The following is a 12,598-nucleotide window of genomic DNA, read 5'->3' on the forward strand; positions in this document are numbered from 1 at the left end:
ACGGCGAACATCAGCACGAGCACACCGGCCATGATCCGGTTACGAGTCTTCGGGTCCACGCTTCGAGGTTAGCTCGTGCCTTCGAGTGCCCAGCGCCCGACTTCCTCGTAGCGCGGCCCCTCACCCGGCACACCGCTCCTGGGCGGGTGGCTGCGGACCAGGCTGAGGTGGTCGACGGTCCAGGGTGTCCCGGCGAATCCGTCCAGCTCGGCGGCGTACGGGACGAGGTCGACGAGCGGGGGATGCGTCTGGTGCCGTCCGCCGCCGCTGCGGGCGAGCGTGAGATGCGGCACGAACCGGTGCGCGTCTCCCATGTCGAGCCCGGCCCGCTTCCCGGCCGCGTACGCGCGTTCCGCGAGCCGCCGCAGTGTCGCGACGTCCCCCTGTGCCCCGGCCCACAGGGCCCGCTGCCCGAAGCGTCCGCTGCGGTAGAGGCCGAGCTCGAAGGCCGGGGTGCGGTGCGCGGCCCGCGCGAGCCGCGCCTCCAGGTCGGACCGTACCTCCTCGGGCACGTTGCCGAGGAAGGCGAGTGTGAAGTGCCAGCCGGCGGGGTCGGCCCAGCGCAGTTTGTCGGCACCCGGCAGGTTCCGCAGCTCGTCCGCCATCACCCGTAGCTCGTCGACGGCCTCGGACGGCGGCAGCACGGCAACGAACAGTCGCACACCCAGCTCCCTTCCGGGCTGCTCAGCCCACGGACCCGCAGAAGCCTACGCGGCCACCGCCGCAGCCACCTGTTCCCGCGGAACGAACCGCACATGCGGATGCCCGTGCCGCCATCCGAACCGCATCCGCAGATCCCCGGCGCGGGCGAGCATCAGCCCGACCCCACCGGCCGCGAGCAGCGCGACGAGCCCGCCCGTGGCCATCCCGACCCGTACCCCGTACGCGTCGGTGATCCAGCCGACGAGCGGCGCGCCGACGGGCGTGCCGCCGGTGAAGACCATCATGTACAGCGCCATGACCCGCCCCCGCATCGCGGGGTCCGTGGCCATCTGGATGGACGAGTTCGCGGTGACGTTCACCGTGAGCCCGGCGACCCCGAGCGGCACGAGCAGCACGGCGAAGACCCAGAACGAGGGCGCCATGGAGGCGATCACGAGCAGCCCGCCGAAGCCGATCGCGGCTGAGACGACGACCCGCAGCCGCGAGGTGCCGCGCCGTGCGGCGAGCAGCGCGCCGGTGAGCGAGCCCGCGGCCATCAGGGTGTTGAGCATGCCGTACGTGCCGGCTCCGGCGTGGAAGACGTCGTCGGCGAAGGCGGAGAGCCAGATCGGGAAGTTGAAGCCGAAGGTGCCGATGAACCCGACGAGCACGATCGGCCAGATCAGCTCGGGCCGCCCGGCCACGTACCGCAGCCCTTCCTTGAGCTGGCCCTTGGCGCGCGGACTCGTCTCGACCGCGTGCAGTTCGGAGGTACGCATCAGGGCGAGCGAGAGCAGCGGCGCGAGGAAGGAGAGGCCGTTGAACAGGAAGGCGTAGCCGCTGCCGACCGCGGCGATGGCGACACCGGCCACGGCGGGGCCGACCAGGCGCGCGGACTGGAAGTTGGCGGAGTTGAGGCTCACCGCGTTGGCGAGCTGCCGCTTGCCGACCATCTCGGAGACGAAGGTCTGCCGGGCCGGGTTGTCGACGACGGTGACGAGCCCCATGACGAAGGCCGTCAGGTAGACGTGCCAGACCTCGACCTGACCGGTGAGGGTCAGGACGGCGAGCGCGAGGCCGGTGAGGCCCAGCGCGGACTGGGTGAAGAAGAGCAGCGGCCGCTTCGGCAGCCGGTCCACGAGGACGCCGCCGTACAGGCCGAAGAGCAGCATGGGCAGGAACTGCAGGGCCGTGGTGATACCGACGGCCATCGCGGATCCGGTGAGGCTGAGCACCAGCCAGTCCTGGGCGATGCGCTGCATCCAGGTGCCGGTGTTCGAGACGACCTGTCCGGTGAAGAAGAGCCGGTAGTTGCGGATCCTCAGGCTGGAGAAGGTCGAGGGCTTGGTGCGGACGGTGGTGTTGTGGGCGGTCGGTGCGGGGGCGGAGTCTGCTCCGGATCCCGTACTCAAAAGGGCTCGCCTCCTCGGCGATCGGGGTGCTTCCCGGCCGGGCGGCCGGGATTCTGTTGTGGCGGCGGCTGAGACCGCGGGCGGTCCTACAAGTGCGCGAGCTTCTCCAGCACGGGGGCGGCCGCGCGCAGCTTCGCCCACTCGTCCTCGTCGAGTTCGTCGGCGAGCGTGGCCAGCCAGGCGTTCCGCTTGCGGCGGCTCTGTTCGAGCATGGCCTCGGCCTGCTCGGTCTGGCTGACCACCTTCTGTCGGCGGTCCTCGGGATGCGGCTCGAGCCTGACCAACCCCTTGGCTTCGAGCAGCGCGACGATGCGGGTCATCGACGGCGGCTGGACATGCTCCTTGCGGGCGAGCTCGCCGGGTGTGGCGGAGCCGCAGCGGGCGAGGGTGCCGAGCACCGACATCTCGGTGGGGCTGAGCGACTCGTCCACCCGCTGGTGCTTGAGCCGGCGTCCGAGCCGCATCACGGCCGAACGCAGTGAGTTCACGGCGGCAGCATCGTCGCCATGGCTGAGGTCAGGCATGTCGTTAGCGTAACTCATTACCCAAGCTAAGGAAACCGATTTAACTCCCACGCACCTCAGATGTTGCTCAAGATTGCTAAGCCCTCCCCCTGCCAAGACCACCCATTCGGGTGAGCTGCTCGCGGAAAGTGACGCGGAAACGGAGGACTCCCCGCAACTCTGGAACGCATGGGGACCAGCGTGCTCAGCCTGCGCATAGACGGAGAGCTGCTCGATCGGCTCCGTCACCATGCGGGCATAAGAGGAATGAACGTCCAGGACTATGTGATCCGCGCGCTCGTGCGGAACGACTTCGACGAACGCTTCAAGGCGGCCGTCGAGGAGACACAGCGGTTCTACGGGGACGGGGAGGCGACGACGTACGGGGAGACGGACTCGTACGGGGAGACGGGCCCGTACGTCGAGACGGGCCCGTACGGCCGGACCGCCTCGTACGAGGAAACGGAACGGCCCGGACCCTCCGCGAGGAGCAGCCCGGGCCGTCATGCCGCACCGGCTCAGGTGAGCCCCAGCGCCGGCATCAGGTAGTAGAAGCCGAACACGGCGGCCACCGCGTACATCGCGACCGGCACCTCGCGGCCGCGACCCGCGGCCAGGCGCAGGACGCAGAAGCTGAGGAAGCCGATGCCGATGCCGTTCGTGATCGAGTAGGTGAACGGCATCATCACCATCGTCAGGAACGCCGGGATCGCGATCGTGTAGTCCTTCCAGTCGATCGCGGTGATCGAGCCGGACAGGATCAGGAAGCCCACCGCGAGCAGCGCGGGTGTCGCGGCCTGCGAGGGCACCATCAGGGCCAGCGGCGTCAGGAACAGCGAGAGCGTGAACAGGCCGCCGGTGACGATGTTCGCCAGGCCGGTGCGCGCGCCCTCGCCGACCCCGGCCGTGGACTCCACGAAGCAGGTGGTGGCCGAGGAGGAGCTGGCGCCGCCCGCGGCGACCGCGACACCGTCCATGAACAGCACCCGGTTGATGCCGGGCATCTGGCCGTTCTCGTCGACAAGGCGGGCCTCGTCGGCGACGCCCATGATCGTGCCCATCGCGTCGAAGAAGGACGAGAGCAGCACGGTGAAGACGAAGAGGCAGCCGCTGAGGATGCCGACCTTCCCGAAGCCGCCGAACAGGCTGACCTGGCCGATCAGGCCGAAGTCCGGCGAGGCCACCGGGTTGCCGGGCCACTCGGGCGTGGTCAGACCCCAGCTCGGGACGTCGGCGAGGGCGTTGATCACCATGGCGAGCAGCGTCATCACGACGATCGAGATCAGGATCGCGCCGGGCATCTTGCGCACGATCAGCGAGAGCGTCAGCAGCGCACCGAGCACGAAGACGAGCACGGGCCAGCCGTTGAGGTGACCGTCGCCGCCGAGCTGCAGCGGGACGGTGGTCTGCGCGGCGTCCGGGATACGGGAGACGAAACCGGCGTCGACCAGGCCGATCAGCATGATGAACAGGCCGATACCGATCGCGATGCCCTTGCGCAGCCCGAGCGGCACGGCGTTCATGACGCGCTCGCGCAGACCGGTCGCCACGAGGAGCATCACCACGAAACCGGCGAGCACCACCATGCCCATCGCATCCGGCCAGCTCATCCGGGGCGCGAGCTGCAGCGCCACGACCGTGTTGACGCCGAGTCCGGCGGCGAGCGCGATCGGGACGTTGCCGATGACGCCCATGAGCAGGGTGGTGAGCGCGGCGACGAGCGCGGTCGCGGTGACCAGCTGGCCGTTGTCCAGCTGATGACCGTACATGTCCTTCGCGCTGCCCAGGATCAACGGGTTGAGCACGATGATGTAGGCCATCGCGAAGAAGGTTGCGAAGCCGCCGCGGACCTCACGGGCGACGGTCGAGCCACGCTCGGAGATCCGGAAGAAACGGTCGAGGCCGTTGGGGTGGTGCAGCGGGGGCAGATCGGGGTTGCTCGTGGCGGGGGCCGAGGGGTGCATGCGGGACCTTCGACAGAGACAGATACGGAGAGGACAACGAAGGGGAGTGTGCACGTCCGGCACGCTCAATTTGTGGCATCACACGAAAAAATCCGGCCATACCAGGGTTGTTTCAGTATGAATAAACGGCCCGCGAAAAGCCATCTACGCGCGTAACCGTGGACGGGGGACGCGCGCGAGCGCCCGGCATGCGAACACCTAAGCTGTTCGCATGGCGAAGTGGACCCCCAAGCACGAGGCACCGGAGCCCCTTGAGGGGCCCGTCGTCGCCACCATCACCGGCGGCACGATCCTGTGGTTCGTTCTCTTCCTGGTGCAGGTCCCCTTCTACGGCTGGTTCGACGAGCGCGGCATCACCTGGTGGGTGTGGAGCTGCCTGGCCGGCGCCGGGCTCGGCCTGATCGGCATCTGGTACGTCCGCAAACGGGATGCGGCGATCAAGCGGCACGCGGAACGGGCTTCTCGTAATACCGAGGTCTGATCTTCCCGCCTCGTACCCCTGATTCGAGGGCCCTCGACGGGAAACAGCAATCCTGGCCCCGTACCGTCTGATGCATGACGCAGGATCGAAAGGGCGCGCGCGGCGCTCGTTGCAAGGGCGGTGGCGAGTGACGGGCGGGCGTGCACACCTCGAAACGGACGGACCCGATCCCGGGGGCCGGACGCCGGCCATCGACGCGGGCGCCGAACTCGACCCGGCCCACCCCGCCCCTGCGCCGGAGGCGCCCGGACGCGCGCTCGGCCTGACCACGGCCGAGGTGGCCGAGCGGGTGTCGCGCGGCGAGGTCAACGACGTGCCGGTGCGCAGCAGCCGGTCGATGACCGACATCGTGCGCGCCAACGTCTTCACGCGCTTCAACGCGATCATCGGCGTGCTCTGGTTCATCATGCTGTGGGTCGCGCCGATCCAGGACAGCCTCTTCGGCTTCGTGATCCTCGCGAACACCGGCATCGGCATCATCCAGGAGTGGCGCGCCAAGAAGACCCTGGACAGCCTGGCCCTCATCGGCGAGGCGAAGCCGACCGTACGGCGTGACGGCATCGCGGCCGAGGTCTCGACCTCCGAGATCGTCCTCGACGACCTGATCGAGATCGGCCCCGGCGACAAGATCGTGGTCGACGGCACGGTCGTCGAGGCCGACGGCCTGGAGATCGACGAATCGCTGCTCACCGGCGAGGCCGATCCGGTCCTCAAGAAGCCCGGCGACACGGTGATGTCCGGCTCCTTCGTCGTCGCGGGCGGCGGCGCGCACACCGCGACGAAGGTCGGCGCCGAGGCGTACGCGGCCCAGCTCGCCGAGGAGGCCTCCCGCTTCACCCTCGTCCACTCCGAACTGCGCTCCGGCATCTCCACGATCCTCAAGTACGTGACGTGGCTGATGGTCCCGACCTCGATCGGTCTGGTCATCTCACAGCTCGTGGTCAAGGACGACGACCTCAAGCAGTCCATCGCCTACACCGTCGGCGGCATCGTCCCGATGATCCCCGAGGGCCTGGTCCTGCTGACCTCCGTCGCCTTCGCGATCGGCGTGATCCGCCTGGGCCGCCAGCAGTGCCTGGTGCAGGAACTCCCCGCCATCGAGGGCCTGGCCCGCGTGGACACGGTCTGCCTCGACAAGACGGGCACGCTGACCGAGGGCGGCATGGACGTCACCGAGCTGCGGATGCTGGGCGGCTCCGACGAGACGTACGTACGCAAGGTCCTCGGTGCACTCGGCGAATCGGACCCGCGGCCGAACGCATCGCTGCAGGCCATCATCGACTCCTACCCGGACAGCGAGGACTGGCGCTGCACCGAGTCGCTGCCGTTCTCCTCGGCCCGCAAGTACAGCGGTGCGAGCTTCAGCGAGGGCAACGGCGAGAACTCGACCTGGCTGCTCGGCGCGCCCGACGTCCTCCTGCCTCCCGACGACCCCGCCCTCACCGACATCGAGGACCTCAACAAGCAGGGCCTGCGCGTCCTCCTCCTCGCCCGCAGCGACGCCCGCGAGGTCGACGACCCCTCGGTCGCCGAGAGCGCCCGCGCCACGGCCCTCGTCGTCCTCGAACAAAGGCTGCGCCCCGACGCCGCCGACACCCTGCGCTACTTCGAGGACCAGGACGTCGCCGCGAAGGTCATCTCCGGCGACAACGCGGTCTCCGTCGGCGCGGTGGCCGGCAAGCTGTCGCTGCCCGGCGCCGAGAACACGGTGGACGCCCGCACCCTCCCCGCCGACCAGGCCGAGATGGCCCGGGTCCTCGACGACAACGCGGTCTTCGGCCGGGTCAGCCCGCAGCAGAAGCGGGACATGGTCGGCGCACTGCAGTCACGCGGGCACACGGTCGCGATGACCGGCGACGGCGTGAACGATGTCCTCGCCCTGAAGGACGCGGACATCGGCGTCTCGATGGGCTCGGGCTCCGAGGCGACGCGCGCGGTCGCGCAGATCGTCCTGCTCAACAACAGCTTCTCGACGCTCCCCTCCGTCGTCGCGGAGGGCCGCCGGGTCATCGGCAACATCACCCGCGTGGCGACCCTGTTCCTCGTCAAGACCGTCTACTCGGTCCTGCTCGCCCTCCTGGTCGTCTGCACGCAGGTCGAGTACCTCTTCCTGCCCCGCCACCTCACCCTGCTCTCCACCCTCACCATCGGCGTCCCGGCCTTCTTCCTCGCGCTCGCGCCGAACAAGGAACGCGCCAAACCGCACTTCGTGAAACGTGTCATGCGGTACGCGATCCCGGGCGGCGTCATCGCGGGCACGGCCACCTTCGCCACGTACCTCCTGGCCCGCAGCCACTACACGGGCCCCGGCGCCCGCGAGGCCGAGACCAGCGCGGCGACGCTCTGCCTCTTCCTGGTCGCCATCTGGGTCCTGGCGATCATCGCCCGCCCCTACACGTGGTGGCGCCTGCTCCTCATCTCCACGATGGGCTTCGGCTTCATGCTGGTCATGGTCGTCCCCTGGCTCCAGGACTTCTTCCAGCTCCGGCTCGCGGGCGCGACGATGCCGTGGGCGGCGGTGGGGATCGCCGCGGTGGCGGCGGCGGGAATCGAATTCAGCTTCCGCTGGGTCAACCGGAGGTTCCCGGCGTAGATCCCTTTCCGCACGCGTGCGGATTCCAGGGCCGTACCGTTGGCCTGTACGAACAGGAGGCGCCAACCGTGTCCATCAGTGCCGGCGAAGCCACGGCCTCGCTGCTCCCCTTGATCGAGCGGGTCAACACCGACCACGAACCCGTGCGCATCACTTCCATCGACGGTGACGCCGTTCTCATGTCCGCGCAGGACTATGACGCGTGGCAGGAGACGGTGTACCTGCTGAGTTCTCCCGCCAACGCCAGAAGCCTGATGGAGGCCGTGGCCCGGGACCGGGGGGCCAGGCCAGTAGTCAGCGGACCGGCGAAGTAGCAAACCGCGAACAGGCGTAAGGAAAGGGCTGGGCGGCCCGTAGCCGCAAGCCCGCACGGAAGGGCTGGCCCACCCCGGCCCCGACCCACAACGAAACCGAACGCGCGGACCCAGCAGCCGGCAGCCGGACAGCCGATGCCTCAGTCGAACCACCGATCGCGGGCCAGTTCCTCCGTGCGGGACGGGTCCTCCAGGAGCGCCGCGACCTCGAAGCGGCGGGGCCACTGGCCCGTGGACCAGGCGAGGCCCGCCGCGACGCCCTCGAAGGTCGCCGCGTGGACGGTGCCGTCCGCCGAGCGGTGCCAGTCGACCTCGCGGCCGTCGACGAGGAGTTCCTCGTACTCGCGGTACGAGGAGGGCGTGGACGGGCCGAGGAGGGTCCGGACCGAGTCCGGGACCGCGCGGTCCGTGCCCTCGCCCGAGACCGCCCCGGTGACCACCGCGCTCAGGCACCGCACCTGGAACAGCTCCGCCAGCTCCGCCGCCAGCGAGGGCGACACCGGCAGCAGCGCCCGCCCCTGTGCGAACGGCAGGAGATCCGGCGCGTCCGCGACCACGGCCTCCGCCGCGTCCACGACCTCCACCGTCCCGTCCACGACGGCCCGCACCTCGTCCGGCAGCGTCACCTGCTCGGGGTCGAGCCCGGCCAGCGCCCCGTACAGCCCATGCAATTGCGCCGCCGACACCGGCAGGGCGGGGTCCGCGAGGCGGTCGAGCAGCTCCGCCGCACCGCCCGGCTCGTCGAGCAGCGCGGCCACGGATGTCCGTACCCCGAGCGCCCGCAGCACCTGCTCGTCCTCGAAGCCGCCCGCGTCCGCCGCCTCGTAGAGCCCGTGCAGCAGCGGATCGCCGCCGGCCGCCCGCAGCCCCGCCGGGCGCCGCCCGTCGAGCACCGGGTGCCCCCGCAGCCACCACGCGGTGTAGGGCCGTACGGTCTCCACCGTCCCGTCGGGCAGCAGGATCCGCACCCGCTGCGTCAGCGCGTCCCTGAGCGGCGGCTGGGCGAGCAGCGCGAGCGCCTCGGGCCAGCGCTCGTCGTCGACGAGATCGAGATCCCGTACGGCGACCAGCTCGGTCGCGACCGGCGGCACCGTCGCTTCCGGCAGCGCGTCGAGCAGGTCCTCGCACCACACGTCCACCGCGTCCAGCAGCCCGGCGTCGTCGGGCTCGGCGAAGTCCGCGTCGCGCGGCTCGAGTTCGTCCGGGTCGAGCACGACGTCCATGGCCCGGACGAGCGCGAAGTTCGCGAGCACCCCGCACGCGGCCAGCGGCTGCTCACCCCACCGCTCGGCGAGTTCGGCCTCGACCTCGCCCAGTTCACCGGGCCGGATCACGGAGGCGAACGCGCTCCCGGGCAGCACCAGTTCACCCGCGGGCGCGAGCTCCCCCTCGTCGTCGGTCAGCGCGAGCGCGCCCAGCCACGGCTCGTCGCCCGGCGCGAGAGCGGCATCGCGGGCGAGGCCGAGCACGACCTCCGCCAGTTCCTCCGCGTCCAGGGCGCCTTCGTCCTCGTCCCACACGTCCCCGAGCCCGCCGTCGAGCGAGGCGGCGACCGCGGCCCTGACCTGCGGCGTACGCAGCACGGCACGCGGTGTCGCGGGCAGCGCGCCGAGCTTCTCCAGAAGCGGGTGCGCGGCATCGGGGTGGGTGACCTTGAGGCCTAGGCGCGCCAGCTGGCCGGCGTCGGAGTGGGTTCCGGGGGCAGGAAGCAGCACCTGCCGGGGTCCGATCGTGGTCCGCCCGTCGGCGAGCGGCACGGGGAGCCCGGTCAGCCGGTCGGGATCGACGCCGGCCAGCGATTCGTACAGCCGGTGCCACCACGCGGCGTCCCGTTCGAGCCCGGCGAGCCGGTCGACGGCGTCCTGCAGCGGCACCCGCGCGACCCCGAGGGTCCGCAGCTCGACCCGCCGTTCGAGCCCGGCGGGCAGCAGCGTGGGAAGCACCTCGGCGAGGACCCGTACGGTCTCGGCGCCGGCGCCCTCGATGACCTCGGCCTCGAAGGGGCGCAGCGCCTCCGGGAGTTCGTCGTCGGCGCCCACCGGAGTGTCCTCGGCGGCCGCGGCCGCGGCCGTGTCCGTGGCCGTGGCCGTGGCCGAATCCGTTTCCGTGTCCATGGCCGCCGCACCCACGGCACCCACTGATCCACGGGCCCCTGCCGCCGGCGGCAGGAACGCCGTCCGCGGCAGCAGCCCCAGGATCGCCGCCCGCAGCGCCCCGTCGAGTTCGCCCTTGCCCAGCGCCCCGGGCACGAGGTCGATCAGACCGGTGGACACGGGCCGCCAGTCACCGAGCAGCTCGGCGTACGCGGCGGCGGCCCGCCCCACGAGGAAATCGGTCAGCGGCCCCGGCGCGACATGCCGCCGTGTCGTGTCCAGCGGGAACGAGGCGATCAGCAGCGCGGGCACCCCGAGCGGCTCATCGCTGGGCGTCGGCGCGTACACGACGGGCGCGGTGCGCGGGAACTCGGGCGCGCCGTCCACGTCGACCGGAACGGCCCAGGTCACGGACCAGTGCGGCCGCAGCCGCTCCTCCACGGGCCGGTCCGCGAGCAGGTCGCTCCCGGTCCGGCCGTCCTTGCTCAGCGTGCGCCACCGGGTCGTGCCGTCACGGGTGTCCTCGACCCGCACAAGACCACCGGCACCCTCCGCACCAGCGGCCGCCGGACCACCGGCCGCCGATCCGGCGGAACCACGGGCCTCCACCACTCGCCGAAGCGTCCGCACCCCGTCCGCCGTCTCGACCACCACCTCGTCGAGCCCGGGCAGCGTGAGCAGCAGCGAGGCATCGACCGCATCGAGCAGCCGCTCGACCAGCGCCACCGCGGCCGCGTCACGCAGCGGCAGCACCACCACGGTGTCGTACGAGGCGGGCGCGGGCCCTTCGGCCGGGAACGGAAGCCGCAGCAGCGGCACATGTCCTTCGCGGCGGCGCAGTTCGTCGGCGAGTTCGGGATGCTGCCGGGCGGCCTCCTCGGTGAGCGTGCGCGCCTCGCCGAGCGACCACCGCACACCGCCGGTCCGCCCGAGCACGGCAGGCTCGTCGGACACGGCGAGCACCGCCGCGAACCCGACGCCGAACCGCCCCACGGCACCCTGTGTCGTCTCGTCCCGCTTGGCGCTCGCCCGGAGCGTGCTCAGCGATTCGACGCCGCGTGCGTCCAGCGGGGCCCCGGTGTTGGCCGCGGCAAGCACCCCGTCCTTGAGGGTCAGCCGCAGCCGCCCGGGCCTGCCGCCGCGCCCCGCCGCGTCGGCGGCGTTCTGCGCCAGCTCGACGATCAGCCGGTCCCGGTATCCGCCGAGGACAAGATCCTCCTCGGCGTTGGCATCCTCCCGGAACCGGGCGGCGGAGGCACCCCAGGCCTCCAGCACCCCGCGCCGCAGCCGCACACATCCAAACGGGTCGCTCGTCACGGTCCGGGCACCTTTCACTGGGTTGGCCTGCAGTGACGGTACCGCTGCCGCGGACACGCGGTCTCCCCGGAGCGTGGCCCGACAGTGGCCGACCCAGAGCGTGGCCCGGCACTGGCCGGCCCGGAGCGTCGCCCGGCAGTGGCCGACCCGGAGCGTGGCCCAGGAGCGGTCTCCCGGAGCGTGGCCCGGGAGCGGTCTCCCGGAGCGTGGCCCAGGAGTGTCTCCCGGAGCGTGGCTCAGGAGTGGCCCAGGTCCTCCGAGCCGGAAGCCGCCGTCACCGAGACCGAGCCCGATTCCGCGTCCGGGCGAAGGGCCAGCGTGTCGACCTTGAACTCGTCGATCACCGGGGGCGCCGGGGTGGGCGGCTTCGGCATGACCGCGGCCTCCGAGTGGCCGCCGCAGCCGTACGAGAGGGAGACGACGTGGCCGTCGGCGGGCCCGAACTCGTTGGCGCAGACGCCGAAGGCCTGGCCGAGGGAGCCGCCGAGCGGGACGAGGAAGCCGCAGGAGCTGCAGTTGGCCGGGGCGGCCTGCGCCATGGGGGTCTTCGCGCCGAAGCCCTCGTCCCAGCGGTCGGCGGCGACGTGCAGTCCGTAGCGGGAGAGGACGCGGGCGCGCCGCATGCCGAGTTCCTCGGCGACGGAGCTGATCGAACCTCGGGAGGGCACGGGCAGTGCGGCGGGCGCGACCTCGGTGACCTCGGCGTCCTCGGCCTCGGCGAGGCCGGCCATGTCCTCGGAGAGCGCCGAGTTCGGCGGCGGGGTGTCCTCGCCGGAGAAGCCGGCCTCCAGGCGCAGGTCGTCGGATTCGGTGGGGAGCAGGTCGCCGGGGCCCATGTCGCCGGGGCGCAGACGCTCGCTCCACGGCACCCACTCCGGGGCGAGCAGCGCGTCCGTGCCGGGCAGCAGCACGGTCTCGCTGAGGGTGACGTACTTGGCTCGGGAGGCGCGGGCGACGGTCACGGCCCAGCGCCAGCCCCGGTAGCCGGGTTCCTTGCACTCGAAGAAGTGGGTGACGACCCGGTCGCCTTCGGCGACGGCGGAGACGTGCTCTCCCACGACGCCGGGGTACGCCGCTTCCTCCGCCGCCTCCCGGGCGAGGCCGACCGCCTCGGCGCACAGGCGGTCGGGGGTGCGGCTTCGCGTTGTCGCTGCGCTCACAGGTATCGCTTCTCTCCTACGCCGTGTCACGGGTGCGCCGGTCCCGGCGACGGGGCGGACGGAGCGGACCTGAGGGCCGCGTCGACGTCCGCGCCCGGTCGATCCAGGGCGCACCTACA

Annotated in this window: 9 protein-coding genes and 1 pseudogene; 4 read left to right on the forward strand and 6 right to left on the reverse strand. The window is 71.5% G+C overall.

Features of this window, described 5'->3' with window-relative positions; genetic code table 11:
* Window positions 1–68 precede the first annotated feature (68 nt).
* From thpR to ACLF6P_RS21610, 3 genes are all read right to left on the reverse strand, one after another.
* Window positions 69–662, reverse strand: coding sequence for an RNA 2',3'-cyclic phosphodiesterase (thpR, locus tag ACLF6P_RS21600; RefSeq protein ID WP_415952285.1), 594 nt, complete (start codon window positions 660–662; stop codon window positions 69–71).
* A gap of 45 nt (window positions 663–707) precedes the next feature.
* Window positions 708–2,054 (reverse strand): MFS transporter, encoded by a 1,347-nt coding sequence (locus tag ACLF6P_RS21605; RefSeq protein ID WP_415952286.1) that lies wholly within the window; start codon window positions 2,052–2,054, stop codon window positions 708–710.
* 86 nt (window positions 2,055–2,140) lie between these two features.
* Window positions 2,141–2,578: a MarR family winged helix-turn-helix transcriptional regulator gene (locus tag ACLF6P_RS21610; RefSeq protein WP_415952287.1), complete on the reverse strand. Its 438-nt coding sequence runs from the start codon at window positions 2,576–2,578 to the stop codon at window positions 2,141–2,143.
* A gap of 168 nt (window positions 2,579–2,746) precedes the next feature.
* Here ACLF6P_RS21610 and ACLF6P_RS21615 point away from each other — a divergent pair.
* Window positions 2,747–2,920: pseudogene (locus ACLF6P_RS21615) on the forward strand (type II toxin-antitoxin system TacA family antitoxin); the annotation flags it as partial.
* 155 nt (window positions 2,921–3,075) lie between these two features.
* Here ACLF6P_RS21615 and ACLF6P_RS21620 read toward each other — a convergent pair.
* Window positions 3,076–4,521 carry an NCS2 family permease gene (locus ACLF6P_RS21620; RefSeq protein ID WP_415952288.1) on the reverse strand — a complete coding sequence of 482 codons (1,446 nt, stop codon included), beginning with the start codon at window positions 4,519–4,521 and terminating at the stop codon, window positions 3,076–3,078.
* A gap of 211 nt (window positions 4,522–4,732) precedes the next feature.
* Here ACLF6P_RS21620 and ACLF6P_RS21625 point away from each other — a divergent pair, with 211 nt between their 5' ends.
* The 3 genes from ACLF6P_RS21625 to ACLF6P_RS21635 all read left to right on the forward strand — a co-directional run bounded on the left by ACLF6P_RS21625 (window position 4,733) and on the right by ACLF6P_RS21635 (window position 7,909).
* Window positions 4,733–5,002, forward strand: coding sequence for a DUF2530 domain-containing protein (locus ACLF6P_RS21625; RefSeq protein ID WP_415952289.1), 270 nt, complete (start codon window positions 4,733–4,735; stop codon window positions 5,000–5,002).
* 70 nt (window positions 5,003–5,072) lie between these two features.
* Window positions 5,073–7,595 (forward strand): HAD-IC family P-type ATPase, encoded by a 2,523-nt coding sequence (locus tag ACLF6P_RS21630; RefSeq protein ID WP_415952290.1) that lies wholly within the window; start codon window positions 5,073–5,075, stop codon window positions 7,593–7,595.
* A 68-nt stretch (window positions 7,596–7,663) separates the two neighbouring features.
* A complete protein-coding gene (locus ACLF6P_RS21635) occupies window positions 7,664–7,909 on the forward strand; it encodes a type II toxin-antitoxin system Phd/YefM family antitoxin (protein ID WP_415952291.1) in 246 nt (81 codons plus the stop codon).
* 140 nt (window positions 7,910–8,049) lie between these two features.
* On the opposite strand, the gene ACLF6P_RS21640 is transcribed toward ACLF6P_RS21635, so the two are convergent.
* Together ACLF6P_RS21640 and ACLF6P_RS21645 are read right to left on the reverse strand one after the other, a co-directional pair.
* Window positions 8,050–11,319, reverse strand: a complete 3,270-nt coding sequence (locus ACLF6P_RS21640) for a sacsin N-terminal ATP-binding-like domain-containing protein (protein ID WP_415952292.1) — start codon at window positions 11,317–11,319, stop codon at window positions 8,050–8,052.
* 236 nt (window positions 11,320–11,555) lie between these two features.
* Window positions 11,556–12,479: a DUF3027 domain-containing protein gene (locus tag ACLF6P_RS21645; RefSeq protein ID WP_415952293.1), complete on the reverse strand. Its 924-nt coding sequence runs from the start codon at window positions 12,477–12,479 to the stop codon at window positions 11,556–11,558.
* Window positions 12,480–12,598: the final 119 nt, after the last annotated feature.

The organism is Streptomyces lothianensis (assembly GCF_047779955.1).
In the GTDB taxonomy this organism is placed as follows: domain Bacteria; phylum Actinomycetota; class Actinomycetes; order Streptomycetales; family Streptomycetaceae; genus Streptomyces.

Excerpts from the sequence above, each read along its gene's own strand:
- ACLF6P_RS21625 (WP_415952289.1), top strand. The coding sequence starts at position 4,733 with ATGGCGAAGTGGACCCCCAAGCACGAGGCACCGGAGCCCCTTGAGGGG.
- ACLF6P_RS21610 (WP_415952287.1), bottom strand. The coding sequence starts at position 2,578 with ATGCCTGACCTCAGCCATGGCGACGATGCTGCCGCCGTGAACTCACTG.
- ACLF6P_RS21630 (WP_415952290.1), top strand. The coding sequence starts at position 5,073 with ATGCATGACGCAGGATCGAAAGGGCGCGCGCGGCGCTCGTTGCAAGGG.
- ACLF6P_RS21620 (WP_415952288.1), bottom strand. The coding sequence starts at position 4,521 with ATGCACCCCTCGGCCCCCGCCACGAGCAACCCCGATCTGCCCCCGCTG.